The 19,091-nt window shown below is 73.0% G+C and carries 16 protein-coding genes; 8 read left to right on the top strand and 8 right to left on the bottom strand.

Annotated elements, in window-relative coordinates; translation table 11 throughout:
* Nucleotides 1-250 precede the first annotated feature (250 nt).
* Nucleotides 251-1,342: a TolB family protein gene (locus CP973_RS17650; protein ID WP_150241812.1), complete on the top strand. Its 1,092-nt coding sequence runs from the start codon at nt 251-253 to the stop codon at nt 1,340-1,342.
* Between the two features lie 16 nt (nt 1,343-1,358).
* Here the strand turns inward: CP973_RS17650 and CP973_RS17645 are convergent, their stop codons facing one another.
* A complete protein-coding gene (locus CP973_RS17645; RefSeq protein ID WP_150241811.1) occupies nt 1,359-3,464 on the bottom strand; it encodes a type 1 glutamine amidotransferase family protein in 2,106 nt (701 codons plus the stop codon).
* Between the two features lie 316 nt (nt 3,465-3,780).
* On the opposite strand from CP973_RS17645, the gene CP973_RS17640 reads away from it, so the two are divergent.
* The gene (locus tag CP973_RS17640) at nt 3,781-5,016 is read left to right on the top strand and encodes a lactonase family protein (RefSeq protein ID WP_244409568.1); all 1,236 of its coding nucleotides are present in this window, start codon (nt 3,781-3,783) and stop codon (nt 5,014-5,016) included.
* Nucleotides 5,017-5,144: 128 nt separating this feature from the next.
* Here CP973_RS17640 and CP973_RS17630 read toward each other — a convergent pair whose 3' ends face one another.
* The 6 genes from CP973_RS17630 to fdh form a co-directional block, all read right to left on the bottom strand.
* Entirely contained in the window at nt 5,145-6,485 is a 1,341-nt protein-coding gene (locus tag CP973_RS17630; RefSeq protein WP_150241807.1) for an FAD-dependent oxidoreductase, read from the bottom strand.
* Nucleotides 6,486-6,554: 69 nt separating this feature from the next.
* Entirely contained in the window at nt 6,555-7,067 is a 513-nt protein-coding gene (locus tag CP973_RS17625; protein ID WP_150241805.1) for a MarR family winged helix-turn-helix transcriptional regulator, read from the bottom strand.
* 143 nt (nt 7,068-7,210) lie between these two features.
* On the bottom strand, nt 7,211-7,597 hold the full coding sequence (locus CP973_RS17620; protein WP_150241803.1) for a hypothetical protein: 387 nt from the start codon (nt 7,595-7,597) through the stop codon (nt 7,211-7,213).
* Nucleotides 7,594-8,703, bottom strand: a complete 1,110-nt coding sequence (gene nrfD / locus CP973_RS17615) for an NrfD/PsrC family molybdoenzyme membrane anchor subunit (protein ID WP_150241801.1) — start codon at nt 8,701-8,703, stop codon at nt 7,594-7,596. Before nrfD ends, CP973_RS17620 begins: the two co-directional genes overlap by 4 nt.
* Nucleotides 8,700-9,677, bottom strand: a complete 978-nt coding sequence (locus CP973_RS17610) for a 4Fe-4S dicluster domain-containing protein (protein WP_150241799.1) — start codon at nt 9,675-9,677, stop codon at nt 8,700-8,702. Before CP973_RS17610 ends, nrfD begins: the two co-directional genes overlap by 4 nt.
* Entirely contained in the window at nt 9,674-12,922 is a 3,249-nt protein-coding gene (gene fdh / locus CP973_RS17605; RefSeq protein ID WP_150241798.1) for a formate dehydrogenase, read from the bottom strand. Before fdh ends, CP973_RS17610 begins: the two co-directional genes overlap by 4 nt.
* 399 nt (nt 12,923-13,321) lie before the next feature.
* Here fdh and CP973_RS17600 point away from each other — a divergent pair, with 399 nt between their 5' ends.
* The gene (locus CP973_RS17600) at nt 13,322-14,800 is read left to right on the top strand and encodes an aminotransferase class I/II-fold pyridoxal phosphate-dependent enzyme (RefSeq protein WP_150241796.1); all 1,479 of its coding nucleotides are present in this window, start codon (nt 13,322-13,324) and stop codon (nt 14,798-14,800) included.
* Nucleotide 14,801: 1 nt separating this feature from the next.
* Complete coding sequence (locus tag CP973_RS17595; protein WP_150241794.1) at nt 14,802-15,347, top strand: cysteine hydrolase family protein; 546 nt, start codon at nt 14,802-14,804, stop codon at nt 15,345-15,347.
* A gap of 33 nt (nt 15,348-15,380) precedes the next feature.
* Here the strand turns inward: CP973_RS17595 and CP973_RS17590 are convergent, their stop codons facing one another.
* Nucleotides 15,381-15,788, bottom strand: coding sequence for a RidA family protein (locus tag CP973_RS17590; protein ID WP_150241792.1), 408 nt, complete (start codon nt 15,786-15,788; stop codon nt 15,381-15,383).
* Between the two features lie 263 nt (nt 15,789-16,051).
* Between CP973_RS17590 and CP973_RS17585 the strand changes: the two genes are divergently transcribed.
* Genes CP973_RS17585 through CP973_RS17570 form a run of 4 tightly spaced genes read left to right on the top strand, consistent with a single transcriptional unit; the run spans nt 16,052 to nt 19,090 of the window.
* A complete protein-coding gene (locus CP973_RS17585) occupies nt 16,052-16,246 on the top strand; it encodes a hypothetical protein (protein ID WP_244409566.1) in 195 nt (64 codons plus the stop codon).
* On the top strand, nt 16,243-17,052 hold the full coding sequence (locus CP973_RS17580) for a hypothetical protein (protein WP_150241788.1): 810 nt from the start codon (nt 16,243-16,245) through the stop codon (nt 17,050-17,052). Before CP973_RS17585 ends, CP973_RS17580 begins: the two co-directional genes overlap by 4 nt.
* Nucleotides 17,049-17,984 (top strand): DUF6895 family protein, encoded by a 936-nt coding sequence (locus CP973_RS17575; protein ID WP_150241786.1) that lies wholly within the window; start codon nt 17,049-17,051, stop codon nt 17,982-17,984. The genes CP973_RS17580 and CP973_RS17575 overlap by 4 nt, the downstream gene beginning before the upstream one ends.
* Nucleotides 17,981-19,090, top strand: coding sequence for a serine hydrolase domain-containing protein (locus CP973_RS17570; RefSeq protein ID WP_150241784.1), 1,110 nt, complete (start codon nt 17,981-17,983; stop codon nt 19,088-19,090). The genes CP973_RS17575 and CP973_RS17570 overlap by 4 nt, the downstream gene beginning before the upstream one ends.
* Nucleotide 19,091: the final 1 nt, after the last annotated feature.

The following is a 19,091-nucleotide window of genomic DNA, read 5'->3' as shown; positions in this document are numbered from 1 at the left end:
CGAGCTTCCCTATTCGGCGAGCCCGACTCAACCATCCGTGCGGAGCAACTGTCAATGAAACATTGACCACTTCCACAAGTCCCGTCCGCCCCTGCCGTCCCCGAAATCGACCATCTTTCCCACTAACCCACAACGGCAATCACCACATCCCCAAAAAGATGCGAAGGCAACTCCGCCCGCGTCACTTCAGCCGCGTTTTTGTCGCAAACTCCAGTGGAATCACCGGAGTTCGCGCGCCTAACGTTGCCGCATGCGCAGGCGAGGGCGGATCGCGGGCTGGCTGGGCGCCGGAGCCCTGGTGCTTACGGCGTGCGGGGGTGGCGGGGAGGGGCCGGCGCGCCACCCGTCGGAGCCGGCGCGGCCGTCGCCGGGAACGTCGGGCTTCCCCTCCGCGAAGCCCGCGGTGACGCGCGGGGACGGGGCCGAGCTGCTCCACCGGGAGTCCGGAAAGGGCAGCGCGCAGAATCCGGCGTTCGCGCCCGACGGGAAGTCCCTGCTGTTCACGGTCTTCCACGGCGGTTACAACGAGGGGGCCGCCGCGCTGCGCGTACTGCCCCTGGGAAACCGGGACGGCCGGGACTCCCGCAAGGCCGCCCGCGACTTGCTGGACGAGCACGACCGGGCGGCGGTGAACCTGCCCGGCTCCAGCTGGCGGCCCTCGGCAGGCGTGACGTTCGCCTCCGACCGGGCGGGCAAGGACGAGATCTGGGTGCTCCGTCCGGGCGGGCGGCCGGAGCGGGTGACCGAGCACCCCGGGAATTCGGGGTATCTGGAGCCGAGTTTCTCGCCGGACGGAAAGTGGATCGTCTTCCAGGAGAGCGTGGAGCGGGCGGCCCCGGACGCGCGGGCGGCACTCGCCGACCGGTCGGCGCTGGGTTCCCTGTGGAAGGTCAGACGGGACGGTACGGAGCAGACCCGACTGGTGAACGGCCCCGCGAGCCGTACGGACAACCGTGAGCCCAACTGGTCGCCGCGCGGCGACCTTCTGGTCTTCCAGCGGCGGGAACTGGGCAGCGACCGCTGGGCGTTGTACGTGATGAACGCCGACGGGAGCGGCGTGCGCAGACTGACCACCGTGGCGGGGGAGCACACGGACGCGAGCTGGTCGCCGGACGGCCGCTCGGTGGTCTTCTCGTCCACCACGGGCGGGCTCGACCTGCCGAAGATCTTCGTCATGCCGGTGGCGGGCGGCGCGCCGGTCCAGGTGACGCGCGAGCCCGGTACGTACGACGGAGCGCCGAGCTGGTCGCCCGACGGCCGCTGGATCGCCTTCGAGTCGCACCCGGGGAGCGAGGACCGGCCCACGTCCTTGTGGCGGGTCCCCGCTCCCGGGGAGCGGTGACGACGGCTGACCGCCGTCAGTTGACGGTGACGTTGAGCAGGGAGTACTGCGCCACCGTCAGCTCCACGCTCGCCGTGTCGCCGTCCGTCTTCCAGGCCACCGGCTTCGGCGCGGGGCCGCCGGAGCCGTCCGGCGTGCTGACCGTGGCCGCCCGCACCTGCCGGCCGACGGGGACGGTGAGGGTGACGGTGCAGGTGGTGGGTTTGGTCGTGAAGGCGGCGGGGGTTTCACCGAATGCCGTGAAGTTGACCAGTTGCACGATGGTGGCGTCACCGAGGTGGCTCAGCTCCAGGTGGATCCGGGGGTCGCCGGTGAGCGTGACGGCGGGCGGGGCGACCGTGCGGACCGGTTCCAGGAGCCGGTCGGCGGTGGGCCGGTCGGTGCGCGTGAGGTAGGCCAGGCCGAGCAGGTCCTTGATGAACCAGCAGGTGCCCTGGCCGAAGGTGTTCCGCTTGGTGGCGGGCACCGGGTCCGCCTTGCGGAAGCCGAGGACATCGGCCAAGGCGTATTCGCCGCGCGTGCCGCCGTGCTCGTCGAGCCCGGTGGGTGCGGGGCCGGTGACGACGACGGTGCCGCCGCCCGCCACGTACGAGCGCAGCACGTCCGCCTCCGCGTCGGAGACGGCCTGGAGGTTGGGCAGGTACAGCACGCGGTATCCGGCCAGGTCGTCGGCGCCGACGCCGGGGCTGGGCACGGTGTTGAACGGGATGTGCGCGAGCACCAGGGACTTGACGGTGCCGCGGAACTCGCCCAGCCACTTCTGCCGGGTGCAGCTCTCCTCCGGCGTGTCGAAGCTCCACCAGTCCTTGACCCCGGCGGGCGGCTTGGTGTTGACGTACATGCCGCTGCCCTCGACGGGGCTGACGAAGTCGCGCGACGCGGACGAGTGGTAGACGCCGACCGTGGCCCCGGAGGCGGCGGCGAACAGCTCTTCCTGGTGGGCCGCGACGAAGCCGTACATCCGGGTCCGCATCGCGGTGTCCGTGCTGTCGGTCTTGAACGGGCTCTTGACCTCGTACGGGTTGCAGCCCGCCGCCAGCGTCTCGGCCATCACCAGCGACGCGTCGTCCGCCTTCCAGCCGTAGGAGAAGGCCCAGGCGGGCTTGGTGCCGCTGGCCGCGCGGGCGTACTTGTACATCGAGATCAGACAGGTCCAGTCGGAGACGGTGGCGTGGCGCATCCCGTCGTAGTTGCCGAGGATGTCCACCTCCCAGACGTGGCTGACGCCCTCCGCCCGGCGCAGGTGCGCGCCGTCGAGGCCCACGGTGGTGGCGTACTTGTAGTCCATGGTCACGGTCTCGACGAAGGTGACCAGGTCGGGGTTGACCGAGCGGCCGGCGGCGGCGATGTCGAGCTGGAACCGGTTGAGGTTGTGGTGCCGCCATTCGACGTAGCGGCGGAAGCCCGCGTTGTTCCAGTCAACCTTGGCGGGCAGCGCCAGGCCGGTGTCGGCCCGGAAGGCGTCCGCCGCCCAGGTGGAGGCGTCGCACCAGCTCAGCGCGCCGTCGAAGTAGATCGGCACGTCCGGCCAGATGGCGTCCACGCCGGTGCGCGCGAGGGCCTTGATCCGGGCGAGGTAGTGGTCGCGCCAGGGCGAGTTGGGGCTGACCCAGCAGCTCTCGTCGCCCGGATCGACCCAGACGACCAGGCTTCCGTAGAAGACGTTGGGCTTGCCGTCGAGGCCGCGCTGTACCCAGTTCTTGCCGTCGCTGTTCTTGTAGAAGGACTTGCCCTTCTCCCCGCCGACGCTGATGACCTCCAGCGAGGGGTAGTAGACGATCACCCGTATCCCGGCGGTGTGCGCCAGGTCGGAGAATCGTTTGATCTGCGCCATGTGCGTGCTGAACTCGGCGTCCGAGAGCCAGTTGGACAGGATCGTGTCGACCTCGATGACGCTCACGTTCTGCGCCTTGAGCTTGTCGATCACCGGCTTCATGTCGCGGGGCTCGGCGTCGTCGTCGAACGTGCCGTCCGCGATCCGGGCGAACCTGGCCCAGTCGGGGAAGGCGGCGGCGGGGGCCGGGGGCCCCGCCGGTACGGCTGTCGCCCCGGCAGCCGGGGAAGCGGCCCACGCCGCGCCCGGCGGGCGTCCCCACAGCCCCGGCAGCATGCTGGTGGCCACGGCCAGTCCGCCCGCCCCCAGTCCGCTGCGCAACAGAGATCTGCGACTCAGTCTGCGTCCCTCGTCCACCCGTCTCACATCCTCACGTCGAGCACCAACCCGGGCGCGCCGCCCCGGAATCGTTCCCGATTCAACGCCCGTCCCGTGCGGTCATGCCCCGGGCAAACGCAGAACGGCCGGAAGTCGCCGTATGTCCGGATCGCACGAGGAGCGCGGCACTCCAAGGGCAGCAATGGTCTGGACCTGGAACCGGACGGTCGCCATGCTGTTGACGAGCGCACGCCAACCCCCCTCCGGCGCGGAAAGGTGCCCGCCCATGCCCGCACAGCCACCACACCCACCGGAACACCCGGAACACCCGCATCACCGCGGCCCCGGCGCCCCCGCCCCCGGCCTCGCCCGCCGCTCGCTCCTCGGGTCGCTGGGCGCCGGCGTGCTCGGCGCCGCGCTCGGCGTCCGCGCCTCCGCCGCGTGGGCCCGGCCGGCGCCCGCTCGCCCCGAATGCGCCGCCGGTCGGCGCCCGGCGTTCCTCGGTACGTACGGCAACGGCATCATCACCTGCGCGTACGACACCACGACCGGCGCGCTGACCCGGCAGAGCAGCTTCCCCTCCGTCACCGACCCCTCCTTCCTCGCCGTCTCCCCCGACGGCAAGGTGCTCTACTCACTGGACAACAGCGGACGGCAGGGCGCCGTGCGCGCCTTCGCCATCGGCGCGCGCGGCGCGCTGACCGCGCTGGGCCCGGCGCGGTCCACGGGCGGCGCCAACGTCACCCATCTGTCGGTGCACCCCACCGGCCGCCACCTGCTCAGCGCGAACTACGGCGCCGGCAGCGTCGCGGCGCACACGATCAACGCCGACGGCAGCGTGGGGGCCCGTACCGCCCTGGTCCAGCACACCGGCTCCGGCCCCGACCCCGGCCGCCAGGAGGGCCCGCACGCGCACCAGATCCTCACCGACCCCACGGGCGCCCACGTCTTCGCCGTCGACCTGGGCACCGACAAGGTCTACACCTACCGGCTCGACACCGTGAGCGGCGCGTTGCGGCCGGTGTCCGAGGTCCGCTCGGTCCCCGGCGCGGGCCCCCGGCACATGGTCTTCCACCCCACGGCCCCGTACGCCTACGTGGCCAACGAGCTGAACAGCACGGTCACCGTCTACGCGTACAACACGGCGACCGGCGTGCTGACCCGCGGCGAGAGCCTGCCCACCGTCCCCGGCGGCGCGGGGGCGGCCGTCCGCAACTACCCGGCCGAGGTGGTGATTTCGGCCGACGGCCGGTTCCTCTACCTGTCCAACCGGGGTCACGAGAGCGTCGCCCGGTTCTCCGTCACCGGCGGCGGCGCCGGACTGCGCCTGCTGGACACCGTGCCCAGCGGCGGTTCCTGGCCCCGGCACATCAGCCTCGCGCCGTCGGGGACCCTGCTCTTCGCGGCCAACCAGTACGGCAGGACGGTCGCCGCCTTCACCGTGCACCAGGACTCCGGCGCCCTCACCCCTTCCGGGTCACCGTTCGCCACGTCGTCGCTGGGCTGCGTACTGCCGATCTGAGCAGCACGATCACCAGGGTGGCCAGCACCGCTCCGGCCAGTCCGGTGAGCCGGGTAGGGGCTCCGGCGCGCCCCGCCACGGCCGTACGGGACCCGCCAGTGCCGACGGGGGATCCGGATCCCGGTGCCCTACGCCTCGCGGTCCTGGCCGCGGTACGCCTGCATGGCAGCGGCCATCTTCCGCTTGACCGGCGGCAGATGATTGACCACACGCATACCGGTGCGCGTCGCGGCGAGGACGGCGCGGCCGAGGACGGGCCGGTGGATCGGCGCGTTGCCGTCCATCTGCTCCAGGGACTTGCGCACCGCGTCGAAGCCATAGTCGATCATCTGGGTCTCGTAGTCGCGGACCGCGGGGACCAGGGGCATCCGGCCGTCGCGTACGGCGGTCAGATTGCGGCACAGCAGAAGGGCGTCGCGCAGCGCGGTGTTGGCGCCGACGCCGCGCCCCGGGGTCATGGTGTGGATGGCGTCGCCGATGAGGGTGATGTTGCTGGAGGGCCACTGCTCGACCGGTACGGAGGTGCGTATCCGGATCGGGAAGCAGGTCGAGGGGTCCACCAGGCCGACGAGTGCGCGCAGGCGCGCGTCCCAGGTGCGGGTCAGCTCCCGGAAGAGCGCGCACAGCCCCTCCCCGTCCCGCTGGAGGATGTCGACGGGCAGGTTCCGCGTGGCACCGTTGATGCCGAGCATGATGTAGTCGCGGGTGTTGTCGAACTGGAGGCCCGGCCAGTTCTTGATGAGGTCGGCGTCGGTGGCGCCGATGCCGCTCCTGGGCGCGCCGTTCTCGTTCCAGGGGAACTGCATGACGTGCAGGATCAGGGAGTAACCGCCGGGCGCGAAGAAGAGGTTGACGCCGTCGACGGTCTTCTCGGTCAGCAGGGCGCGGGTGGCGTCGGTCAGCGGCACCTTGCCGCCGATGGCGGTGATCCCGGCGTCCTTGAGTTCCGCGTGCGGCAGGTACTGGCGGCGGACCCGCGAGTTGGAGCCGTCCGCGCCGACCAGCACGTCACCGGTGGCGGACGTGCCGTCCGCGAAGTGCGCGGTGACCGTGCCGTCGGGGTTGCGCCCGTAGTGGGTGAAGGCCTTGTCGAACCGCACCACGTCTTCCAGCCCGGTGAGCAGCACCTGACGCAGCGTCATGCGCGAGACCGAGCGCTCCGCCCCGGCCCCGTCGTCACTCGCCCGCGCGAAGCCGCTCAGGGACAGCACTTCCTTGTACTTCTCGGTGTACATGGTGAAGCGGTCGGGGGTACGGGCGCAGGTGGCCACGAAGGTGTCGAACAGGTCGGGCGGCAGCAGCCCGGACAGGGCGCGGCTGCCGTCGTGGTCGATGCCGACGCGGTAGCCCTGGAGGCCGCCGCCGCGGGTGCGGTCGCGCTCGAAGACCGCACAGCTGATGCCTGCGCGCCGCAGGCCGTGCGCCAGCGCGAGGCCGCCGGTACCGGCACCAATGATCATCACGTGCATGGGACTGCCTTTTCTCACTCGTGGCGGGACCGGGCACCGGCTCCGCGGGCGGACCGGGACACCGGCCTCTCAGGCGGACGCCGGACCGGCGGCCTTGCCGCCGCCGCGCTTCGGGGCGGCCACGGCACGCAGCCGCTCGGTGTGCCGCTCCTGCACCTCGCGGTTGAAGTCGAGGAAGTCGACGACCAGGGCCAGCTGTTCGTCACTGAACCGGGCGTGGACCTGTGCGGCGGAGTCCTCGACGAAGGGCATCATCAGCGCGCCCGCGCGCTCCCGGAGGTCGGAGGTGGGCTGCACCAGCGTGCTGCGCCGGTCGGTGGGGTGCGGGGTGCGCGCGAGGTAGCCGCGCTTCTCCAGCCGGTCGATCATCGCGGTCACGCTGCCCGTGGTCAGCCCCAGCCGCCCGCCGAGTTCGCCGGGGGTGGCACTCCCGGCCGTCAGCAGCAGCTCCAGGCACCGCAGGTCGGTCTCGTTGACCCCCAGCAGGCGGGCGACCTCACGGTCGAAGTCGTCGACGGCCCCCTGGTACGCCTGCACCGCCCTGCCCAGGGCGGCCCTGATCGACTCGGATTCCTTCGGCACGCGGCACCCGCCTTCGCTCACTCGGCCATCTACCTCGATTTCCAAGATACACGATTTTCGAGGGACTGATGGCGCCCCGGAACGCACCGGTGCCGCGGGCCCTTCGCGGGTCCGCGGCACCGACCGCTTGTGGAAAGGGCGCGTCAGCCCTGGCCCGGGTTCTCCAGGACGAGCTGGAGCTCCACCTCCTGGTCGCCCGACACCGTGCCCTCCGTACGGACGGAGAAGGCGCGCGTCAGCACGTCCCGCAGCCGGTCCACGGCCAGCGGGCTGCCCTGGAGGTTCACGGTGACGGGGGCGGACGGCTGACTGCCCTTCCCGACGTCGCCCCGCACTTCGGAGGTCTCGAAGTTCTCCGTCCAGACCATCGGGTGACCGGCCTGCTTGGGCTCGTCGTGCGGGGCGTTGCCGTCCGCGCGGTCGGAGGCGAAGCAGCTGCGCAGCGTGCCGAGCACGGCTTCGGCGTCGGCCGGGGACTGTGCGCTGAGCACGACCTGCGCGGGCTCGTCGTTGTGGGGTGTGCGGGTCATGTGGGCTGTGTCCTCTCCGCGTGGGGCGCTGGGGTGGTGCGGCGGGCTTCCTTGGCCGCCCGTTGGGGTACGACGGTGTATTTCGGGTCCTCGGCGGAGGCGATGCCGGCCGCGAAGATCCCGAAGCGGGTGCACGCGGAACCGGCGAGCAGGGCGAGGCCGCTCGCGGCCGCCAGTGGGCGCGCTCGGCCCCCGGACAGCGCGCCGCCCGCGGCGCCGAGCGCCGTGAGGGCGCGCGCCGCGCGCAGCAGCTTTCCGGCCCGGCCGGTGCGGTAGGTCTCCGCGACCATGCCGAGCCGTTCCTCGGCGGCCTTGTGCACGGCGCTGTCGGCCACCGCGGCCAGGACCGCGGCGCAGCGGGCGGGCGCGGTCTCCCGTACGGGCCCGAGGACGAGCGCCATCCCGGAGGCCGCGGCGGTCGCCGACGCCGCGAACAGATACGGCAGTTCGCGGTGGGCGCCGTGCCAGGCGGGCACGGCGGTGTCCGCCGCGAGGACCGCGGTGTACGTGGCGACGGCCGGGCCGAGGAGCGCCGCGGCACCGGTCGCCGCGGCGCCCGCCCGGGGCAGCCGCCCGGTGACCGCGCAGGCCGCCGCGGCGCCCGCGGCGGGCCCGTAGGCGGCCAGCAGCCAGGAGCCGACGCTCATCGGCGAGGTCGGCTTGATCACCCGCAGCATGTTCCCGAAGCGGCCCGGTCTGCCGAGGTCGTTGACCAGGGCGGCGGTGGACAGGGAGACCGCCGCGAGGGAGGAGATCTTCATCGCGGTCGCGGTGGTGGTGCGGCCCGTCGCGTGGGCGCCGGCGGCCAGCACCGATCCGGCACCGGCCAGACCGCCGAGGAAGAAGTAACCGGCGATGTCCCGGGCGCGCCAGGCGGGCGCCTTGATCACCGGCCTGCCGTAGTACGAGGCGAACTCGGCCGACGGCGCCATGAGCTGCTCGCCCCGGCCGCCGTGCCTGCCCTCGCCGCCCCGGCGCCGTCCCCGCCGCCCGGCGCCCCGGCCCGGCCCCGCCCCGTCGGGCCCGCCGCGCAGTATCTCCGGCGCGGCCTCCCGGCCGGGGCGCTCGCCCTCCGGGCCCTGCCGGGTGACATCGGAGCCGGTCATCGCCTTCCCTTCCGTCCGGTGGTGCCGGCCAGGTGCTTCAGTGCGGGCACGGCGAACGACAGCGCCGCACCGCCGATCAGCGAGAGCGCCGCGGCACCCGCGTGCCGCCACATCGCGGGCAGGTCGCGGGTGGTGACCACGGGGTCCGGCGGCAGCCCGTAGACCTCGGGTTCGTCGAGGAGCAGGAAGAACGCGCCGTCGCCGCCGACGCCGTCGGTCGGCTCGTGGCCGTACAGCCGCGCGTCGGTGACACCGGCCGCGTGCAGTTGGTCGACGCGCAGCGCGGCCCGTTCGCGGAGTTCGTCCAGCGGGCCGAACTGGATGGAGTCGGTCGGGCACGCCTTGGCGCAGGCGGGTTCCTGTCCGGCGCCGAGCCGGTCGTAGCACATCGTGCACTTGAAGGCGCGGCCGTCGGACGGGCGCTGCTCGATGACGCCGTACGGGCAGGCGGGTACGCAGTAGCCGCAGCCGTTGCAGATGTCCTCCTGGACCACGACGGTGCCGAACTCGGTGCGGAAGAGCGAGCCGGTGGGGCAGACGTCCAGGCAGGCGGCGTGGGTGCAGTGCTTGCACACGTCGGAGGCCATCAGCCAGCGCAGGTCACCGCCCGAGCCGTTCGAGCCACCCGAGCCGTTCGAGCCGTTCGAGCCGCCCGGACCGTCCGGTCCCCCGCCCCTCTGCGCGTCGGCCAGCGGCAGTTCCGTACGCCCCTCGGGGGACGGCGCCGCCTGTTCGACGAAGGCCACGTGCCGCCAGGTGGAGGCCCCGAGCCCCTGCGTGTTGTCGTAACTCATCCCGGTCAGGGACAGCCCGTCCTCGGGGATGGCGTTCCACTCCTTGCAGGCGACCTCGCAGGCCTTGCAGCCGATGCACACCGAGGTGTCGGTGAAGAAGCCCGCGCGGGGCGGCGCGTCGGGGTGGCCCGCGTCCCCGGCCGGGTCCGGTTCGACGCCGCTGAGCAGGTGGTCGGTCATGTGCGGGTCTCCGTCCCGGTGCTCTCGCCGATGCCGGCGCGCTCGCGGTAGGCCGCGACCAGCCGCGGCAGGTCGGGGCCGCGCGGCCGGCGGCCCGGCCGGATGTCCGCGGTCAGCGCCTTGTCCTCCTGGATATGGGCGTTGGGGTCGAGCGCGATGGCGACCAGCTCGTTGGCGGCGTCGCCGGTCACCACGCCGTTGGGCCCCCAGTGGAACGGCAGGCCGATCTGGTGGACCGTACGGCCCTGGACCGTCAGCGTCCTGATCCGTTCGGTCACCATGACGCGGGCCTCGACGGCGTTGCGGGCGGTGACGATGGTGGCCCAGCCCAGGTGCTCCAGGCCGCGTTCGGCGGCGAGCTGCGGGGAGACCTCGCAGAAGAACTCCGGCTGGAGTTCGGCCAGGTAGGGGGACCAGCGGCTCATGCCGCCCGCGGTGAAGTGCTCGGTGAGGCGGTGGGTGGTGACGACGTACGGATAGACGTCGGCGCCCGGTTCGTCGCCGCTGGGGTGGTAGCGGTTGCCCTCGCGAGGGTGCACGCGGCGGACCGGCGAGCGCGGCGTGGACGGATAGAGGGCGTTCCCGAACGGGGAGTCCTGCGGCTCGTAGTGCGTGGGCAGCGGCCCGTCGACCAGGCCGGCGGGCGCGTACAGCCAGCCCTTGCCGTCCGCCTGCATGATGAACGGGTCGTCGCCGCGCAGCGCGTCGGGGCCGCGCGCGTCGTCCGGCGGCACGTGGTCGGGAGCGCGGTCGGGCACGAAATCCGGGATGTCGTGGCCGGTCCACCGGCCCTCGGCCGGGTCCCACCACACGTACGCCTTGCGTTCGCTCCACGGGGTGCCGTCCGGGGCCGCCGACGCGCGGTTGTAGAGGATGCGCCGGTTGGCGGGCCAGGCCCAGGCCCATTCGGCGGCCACCCAGTCCTGTTCGGTGTGCGGCTTCTTGCGGGCCGCCTGGTTGACGCCGTTCGCGTACACGCCGCAGTAGATCCAGCAGCCGCACCGCGTCGAGCCGTCGTCCTTCAGTTCGGTGTACGCGGTCAGCGGGGCGCCGTCCGGCCCGCGCCCGTTGATCTCGGCGAGCACGGCGTCGGCGACCGGTTCCTCCAGCGGCCCCTCGACCGGGTAGTCCCAGGTCAGGTCCTGTACGGGCCGGTCCATGGGGTCGGTGGAGGCGGCCAGCCTCTCCTTGATGCGCCGGCCGAGGTGGTACATGAACCACAGATCGCTGCGGGCGTCGCCCTCGGGCTCGACGGCCGCGTGGTGCCACTGCACCCAGCGGTTGGTGTTGGTGAAGGACCCGGACTTCTCGGTGTGCGCGGCGGCCGGGAAGAAGAACACCTCGGTGCCGATGTCCTCGGTCCGCAGTTCGCCGGTCTCGATCTCCGGGCCGTCCTGCCACCAGGTCGCCGACTCGATCAGCGAGAAGTCCCGGACCACGAGCCACTCCAGGTTGGCCATGCCCAGGCGCTGGAGGCGGGTGTTGGCGGAGCCGACGGCGGGGTTCTCCCCCATCAGGAAGTAGCCCTTGCAGACGCCGTCCAGCTGCGCCATGACGGTCTCGTACGTGGAGTGCGCGCCGGTCAGCCGCGGCAGATGGCCGAAGCAGTAGTCGTTTCCGGCGGTGGCCGCGTCGCCGTAGTACGACTTGAGGAGGCTGACGAAGTAGGCGCGCATGTCGCCCCAGAAGCCCTTCTCCGTGCGGCTCGCGTTCACGAAGGTGTCCAGGTCCTCGTGGGCGTGCGCGTGCGGCATCGGCAGGTAGCCGGGCAGCAGGTTGAAGAGGGTGGGGATGTCGCTGGAGCCCTGGATGGAGGCGTGGCCGCGCAGCGCCTGGATGCCGCCGCCGGGGCGGCCGATGTTGCCGAGGAGCAGTTGCAGCACGCTCGCGGCCCGGATGTACTGCGCGCCGACCGAGTGCTGGGTCCAGCCCACCGCGTAGCAGAAGGCGCTGGTGCGGTCCGGGCCCGAGTTGGCGGTCAGATCCTCGCACACCCGCAGGAACGTCTCCCGCGGCACGCCGCAGATCCGCTCGACCATCTCGGGGGTGTAGCGGGCGTAGTGGCGCTTGAGGATCTGGTAGACGCAGCGCGGGTGCCGCAGCGTCTCGTCGCGGGGCGCCTGGGAGCCGGTGGGGGCGCCGCCGGAACCGTGCGTCTCGGACCCGCCGGCCTCCTTGACGCGCGCCTCGTACTGTTCGTCCACCTCGCCGGCCGGCGCCTGGACGTGCACGCCCTCGTACTGCCAGCTCATCGGGTCGTAGTGGTGCTCCGCCTCCTCCAGTCCGGAGAAGACGCCGTCCAGGTCCTCGGTGTCCTCGAAGTCCTCGCCGACCAGGGTGGCGGCGTTGGTGTAGTGCAGGACGTACTCGCGGAAGTCCTTCTCCTCGGTCAGGACGTGGCGGATGATCCCGCCGAGGAAGGCGATGTCGCTGCCCGCCCGGATCGGAACGTGCAGGTCGGCCAGGGCGCTCGTACGGGTGTAGCGCGGATCGACGTGGATCACGCGGGCGCCGCGGGCCTTCGCCTCCATGACCCACTGGAAGCCGACCGGGTGGGCCTCGGCGAAGTTCGAGCCCTGGATGACGATGCAGTCCGCGTGCTGGAGGTCCTGCATGAAGGTGGTCGCGCCGCCGCGCCCGAAGGACGTGCCGAGCCCGGCGACGGTGGAGCTGTGGCAGACCCGGGCCTGGTTCTCCACCTGGACCACGCCGAGGCCGGTCAGCAGCTTCTTGATGAGGTAGTTCTCCTCGTTGTCGAGGGTGGCGCCGCCCAGGCTGGCGATGCCCAGCGTGCGGGCCGTGCGGAGCCCTTCGGCGGACTCCCACTCCCAGGTGCGGCGGCGCGTCTCGACGACCCGGTCGGCGACCATGTCCATGGCCGTCTCCAGGTCCAGCGGCTCCCAGTCCCTGCCGTACGGGCGCCGGTAGAGCACTTGGTGGCGGCGCGAGGAGCCGGTGGTGAGCTGGAGGGTCGCCGAGCCCTTGGGGCAGAGCCGGCCGCGGCTGACGGGCGAGTCGGGGTCGCCCTCGATCTGGACGACCTTCTCGTCCTTGACGTACACCTGCTGGCCGCAGCCGACCGCGCAGTACGGGCAGACCGAGCGCACCATCCGGTCGGCGGTGCCGGTGCGCGGGCGCAGCCCCTCGGTGTACGGCGACATCGCGGCGCGGCCCCGGCCCAGCCGGTCGCCCCCGGTCAGCTGCCGGTACACGGGCCAGTCGCGAACCCGTTTGCGCACGCCCATCGCTTCTCCTCCAGCGCGTCTGCGGTCCGCCGCGGTGGTGGTCCCGGCGGCGGTGGCCTCGTGAAAAGGCTCGCCCGCCGAAGCTCCGGCTGCGAGCGGGGGCGGCAGGCGGCGCACTGCTGCGGCGGGTCGGTGCCGCCGGTCCGGACCGGCGGCGCGAGGGCGGGTTCCCCGCGCCGGGCCGGGAAAACCCGCCCGGACGGGGAAAGATCCACCGGTACCGGCGGGACCCGCGGGTACCCGGCGCGCGGCGCGGGGCGGCGCCCGGCCGGTGCCGTACGGGTGCCGCACCGATGCCGTACGGGTGAGAGCCCGTGGCCCCTACCCTGCCCGGCACGGCACGGCGCAATCGAACGGTGCGGGTGATTGACCCGTCCGGGCCCGGGGAACCCCTGCCGCATGGCAGTCGATCACACCCAAGCCCCGGTTCTGGAGGCGCTGGCCCGCTACCGGCGGGCCGGCGAGGTCTCCTTCACGCCGCCCGGTCACAAACAGGCCCGCGGCGCCGACCCGATGGTGCGCGAGGTGCTCGGCGACGCGGTGTTCCACGGCGATCTGCTGGCCTCCGGCGGACTGGACGACCGGCTGGGCCGGGCCGAGGTGCTGGAGCGGGCCGAGGCGCTGATGGCGGACGCGGTGCACGCTTCGCACACCTTCTTCTCCACCTGCGGCAGTTCCCTGTCGGTCAAGGCGGCGATGCTGTCGGTTGCGGGGCCGCACGAGAAACTGCTGGTGGGCCGGGACGCGCACAAGTCCGTGGTGTCGGGGCTGATCCTGTCCGGCATGAAGCCGATCTGGGTGGACCCGCAGTGGGACACCGAGCGCCGGGTCGCCCATCCGCCGTCGGCCGAGTCGTTCGAGCGGGCCTTCGCGGAGCACCCGGACGCGCGCGGGGCCCTGGTGACCAGCCCGACCCCGTACGGCGCCTGCGCGGACCTGCGCGCCCTGGCGGAGGTGTGCCACGGGCGCGGGCGCCCGCTGATCGTGGACGAGGCGTGGGGCGCGCACCTGCCCTTCCACCCGGACCTGCCGTCCTGGGCGATGGACGCGGGCGCCGACGTCTGTGTGACCAGCATCCACAAGATGGGCAGCGGGCTGGAGCAGGGCTCGGTGTTCCATCTGCGGGGCGACCTGATCCAGCCGACGGTCCTGAAGTCACGGGCGGACCTGTTCGGCACGACCAGCCCTTCGGTGCTGCTGTACGCCGGGCTGGACGGCTGGCGGCGGCAGATGGCCCTGCGGGGACGTGATCTGATGGGCCGGGCGCTGGACCTCGCGGCCCGGGTACGCGCCGAGATCGAGACCATCGACGGACTCCACGTCAACGACCGGGCCGACTTCTGCGGCCCCGGCCGGGCCCACGACTTCGATCCGCTGCCCGTGGTGATCGACGTCAGCGGGCTGGGCACGAGCGGCTACCGGGCCGCCGACTGGCTGCGCGAGCACCGCGCCGTCGACGCCCACCTCGCCGACCACCGCCGGATCAGCGCCCAGCTCACCCACGCGGACGACGCGTCGACCACCGCGGTGCTGCTCGACGCGCTGCGCGACCTGTCGCGGCACGCGGCGGAGCTGCGCCCGGCGCCCGAGGTCGAGGTGCCCGCGCCGGGCGACCTGCGGCTGGAGCAGGTGTGCCTGCCGCGCGACGCGTACTTCGGCCGGACCGAGGACGTACCGGCCAGCGCTGCGGCCGGCCGGATCGTGGCGGAGATGCTGACGCCCTATCCCCCGGGCATCCCGGCCGCCCTGCCGGGCGAACGGCTCGACGCGCCCGTGGTGCGCTATCTGACGAGCGGGGTGCGGGCCGGGATGAACGTGCCGGACGCGGCCGATCCCGAGCTGAAGACCATCCGGGTGCTCGTCGAGGGGAACGGCTGACATGAGTGCGGCGCTCATCGTGATCGACATGATCAACACGTATGAACACGAGGACGCCGAGCGGCTGCTGCCGTCGGTCCGCGAGGCGCTGCCCGGCATGCTGCGCGCCCTGGAGCGCGCCCGCGCGGACGGCTCGGACGTCGAGGTCATCTACGTCAACGACAACTTCGGCCGGTGGCGCTCACACCACGACGAGCTCCTGCGTACGGCGCTGGACGGCCCGCACGCCGACGTGGTGGAGCCGCTGCGCCCCGACGACTCCTCGCTGTTCGTGGTCAAGGCCCGTCATTCGATCTTCTACGAGACGCCGCTGGAGTATCTGCTGAGCCAGCACGGCATCCGGCGGATAGTCCTGTGCGGCCAGGTCACCGAGCAGTGCGTGCTGTACTCGGCCCTCGACGCGCACATCCGCCACCTGGACGTGACCGTCCCGCGCGACGCGGTGGCCCACATCCACCCCGACCTCGCCGACGCGGCCCTGCGCATGATGGAGCGGAACATGGGCGCGCGGGTGACGGAGTCGGGGGCGGACGACCTCTTCGACTGACGGCGTATCAACTGGCCGGGAGGGGTGCGGCGTTCAGTCGACGACCGCGGTCGCCTCGACCTCCACCAAGTGCTCGGGTATGTGCAGCGCCGCGACACCCAGCAGCGTGGACGGCGGCACCGGCGTGACCCCCAGCTTCGCGGACGCACGGGCGACACCCTCCATGAACAGGGGCAGCTTGTCCGGGGTCCAGTCCACGACGTAGACGGACATCTTCACCACGTCGCCGAAGGTGGCACCGGCCTCGGCCAGGGCCGTACCGACGTTGAGGTAGCACTGCTCGACCTGTGCGGCGAGGTCGCCCTCGCCGACCGTGGCCCCGTCGGCGTCCCAGGCGACCTGTCCGGCGGTGAAGACCAGCTTCGATCCGGAGGCGATCGACACCTGCCGGTAGGCGGGGATTTCCGGCAACCCCTGGGGGTTCACCAGCGTGACGGCCATGCTGCCTCCTCGTCCCCCGGCCCGGTACCGCCGGACCGGAGTGCGTCCGGTTTCCTGTGGTTACTGGGGAACCGTAAGAGAGTGGCCGCCGGCATGGAAGAACGCACTTTTCGGTGACTGGGGAACCTTTTGGTGACCGAGCAGTTCACCCCTTCTTCACCTCTTTACCCCGAATGGTCGATATGCCGATTCAGGAGTACGTTGGAGAAGGCATCGGGGCATTACCGGACAACGGTGATGACATCTCTTCGAGGGAGTGAATGATGCTTGCCCACACCCTTCAGACCACCGGCCTCACGCTCGACCAGAACGCGCTGGGATGGATGGCGACCGAGCCCGAAGCGCCGCTGAGCGATGCACCCCTGCCCGAGCCGGAAGGCGTCGGCGGCGGATGGGGCGTGCTGGCGCTGGGGCTGCTGCTTTCGCCCAAGGAGCCCAAGGAAACGAAGCGCCGGTGATCTCGGAGCGCGCACGAACCGCCTACAGCGAATCGGCGGACCACTTGGCCCGTCGCGCCCTCGACGCCCTGCAGGGTGCCGGGGGCGCCGCCGTGGCCGCGGCCCATGTGGAGGCCGCGGCGTCGGAGCCCGAGGGTGATCCGGCGGTCGCGCTGGGGGCGGTCCGCGTCCTCGGGGCGGACGTCCTCGCGCCGTACGTCCTGACCGGCCTGCCCCCTTCCGAAGGCGAGACGGCCGCCGTCGGCCTGGCCCTCGGCGCCCTGCCGCCCGCCGACCCGCCGCCTCCCGCGCCGCCCGAAGGGCCCGAGCAGGCGTGGACCGTCTCCTGGATCGGCTGGGGGCTGGCCACCGCGCTGTCCCGCCTCGGCTCCGCCGCCTCCCCCGCGAGCCCCGCGCCTCTTCCGCCGGCCCCTCCGTGGTGCGACGACTCCGCGCCCCGCCGCCTGCCGGTCTCGCCCGCGGACGGGGGCTCCGGCGGGCCCGCGCGGGAAGGCTGGGTCCCCTGGTCCATACGGATGGGACAGCTGGCCTCACTGGCCCTGCCCGGACTGGACGGACCGGTGCACGCTGCCGCCCGGTCCGGCGTCCTCGGGCTGGCGCGCGGCGCCACCCGTGCCACACTGCGCCGCGACTTCCCCACCGCCGCGCGCATCACCCGCTGGCTGGCCTGGCTGCACGCCGACGGGGCCCGGCTGCCGCTGGACCCCGCGCTGCTGACCGAGTACACCGGCCTGGTCGGCGGCGGCGGACGCACCGCGCTGGACACGGCGATCGCCCGCCGGCTGCTCGGCCTGGAGCCCGTATGACCTCCGCCCCGGCGCGCACTGCGCACGACGTCAGCTCCCGGGCCCTGGCCTGGCTGCACGCCAACCGGGAGTACGGCGCGCTGTACGACGCGTCGCGTGAAGAGCTCACGGACGACGGGGACCGGTACAAGTCCCTCGGCGAGACGGCACTCGCCGCCTCCCTGGTCCTGCGCAGCGGCGTCGCCGGAACCACGGAACTCGGATTCGCCCGCACACTCCTGGACTTCTGCTGGGACCAGCTGGACCGCGGCGCGCTGCTGTACGAACGGCTGCTGCGCCACCCGCTCACCACCGACCCGTTGGAGACCTACTCCCACTTCGCCCGCGGCGGCTACCGGTACCCGCAGCTGGAACGGCTGCTGGCCCACCACGTCGCACTGCGGGCGACGCACGCCGTGGAACACCTGCCCAACCGGCGGCTCGCGGTGGCCAACGCCGCGCGGGTGGTCGGGCTCGACCACGGTCCCGGCGCCCACGACTGGGCCGGACTGACCCGGGCCACCTGGCTCGGCGCCACGCCCGAGCCCTGGCACATCGACTGGCCGACCGGTTACTCCGTCACCCACGCCGTCTTCCACCTCACCGACTGGGGCCGGCTGCCCGGCGGCCTGCCGACGGACCTCTGCGCCTACCTCGTCCGGTGGCTGCCGGTGTGGACCGACATCTGGGCGGAGGCCGGGCAGTGGGACCTCACGGCCGAGCTGATGATCGTCGGCGCCTGCCTGCCCGACCCCTGGTCCGAGGACGACGACTGGCGGCGGCTGGCGGCCATCCAGCACGAGGACGGCCTGGTGCCCCGCGACGACCAGCCCGTGGACGGCGACCCGGCGCAGCGTTTCGATGCCCATCAGCACCCGACCGTCGTGGCGGTGATCGCCGGAACCCTGGCCCTCGTACGCGCCCTGGACGCCCCGAAGCGGCCCGGCTCATGACCGGGGTCCCGACCGTCGCGGCGGCCCCCTTCGCCTGGGGCCCGCCCCCGCCACGGGACCTGCCCGAGGCACTGCTGTCCGCGGCCCCGGGCGCGAGCGCCGTCGCCGTCGGCCTGTACCGGCGCGGGCAGCGGTCGTTCGCCGTCCGGGGCAGCACCGCGTTCGAGGGCGGCGCGCCGGTCGAGCCGTCCACCCGCTTCGAGGCCGGCTCGCTCACCAAGACGTTCACCGCGCTGCTCTTCGCCGAGCTGGCCGCCCGCGGCGACGTGGGACACCACGACCCCGTCGCCCGCCACCTCCCGCGGGGCACCCGCGTCCCGGTACGCGGTACGGAGATCACCCTCACCCACCTGGCCACCCACACCTCGGGCCTGCCCCGGCTCCCCCCGGGCCTGCTGCGCTCCGCCGCCGGCCGGCTCACGACCAACCCGTACGCCGGCTTCGGCCGCGCCGACGTGCTGCGCGCCCTGGCCCGCACCCGGCTGCGGTCCCGGCCGGGCGACCGGGTGCACTACTCCAACTTCGGCGCCGGCGTCCTGGGACACGCCCTGAGCGGCGCGGACGGCGGTGTCCCGTACGAGGACCTGCTCGCGGCCCGCGTCCTGCGGCCCCTCGGCCTGCACGACACCAGCGCCACGCCGGACCCGCCCGCCGGTTCCACCCAGGTCACCGGCTACTGGCACCGCCGTCCCCGGCCGCCGTTCGCCATCCCCGGCCTGCCCGGCGCGGGCGCCGTCCGCTCCAGCGCCCACGACCTGCTCACCTTCACCGAGGCCCTGATCAGCCCGGGAACCGCGGCCGTCACCGGCGTGCCGTCGGCCCCGCTGCGCACCGCTCTGGAAGACGTCGTACGCCCCCGGCTCGTCCTGCCGCACAGCACCGCACGGCTCGCCCTGGCCTGGAACATCCGCCCCCGCCCCGACGGCTCCGGCCTGTACCACCACTCCGGCGGCACCCGCGGCTGCACGGCCTTCGTCGGCTTCAGCATCCGCCACGACACCGCGCTGGTCGCGCTGGCCAACTGCGCGTCCGGGCCCGGCAACACGCTGGTGCAGCGGGCGTACGAGACCTTGTCGGAGTTGGTGCGGGAGCGGGTCGGGGGGTGAG

It is taken from the genome of Streptomyces albofaciens JCM 4342 (assembly GCF_008634025.1).
In the GTDB taxonomy this organism is placed as follows: domain Bacteria; phylum Actinomycetota; class Actinomycetes; order Streptomycetales; family Streptomycetaceae; genus Streptomyces; species Streptomyces albofaciens.
The sequence above is the reverse complement of the archived record's forward strand: the minus strand, read 5'-3'. Positions and strand labels throughout refer to the sequence as shown.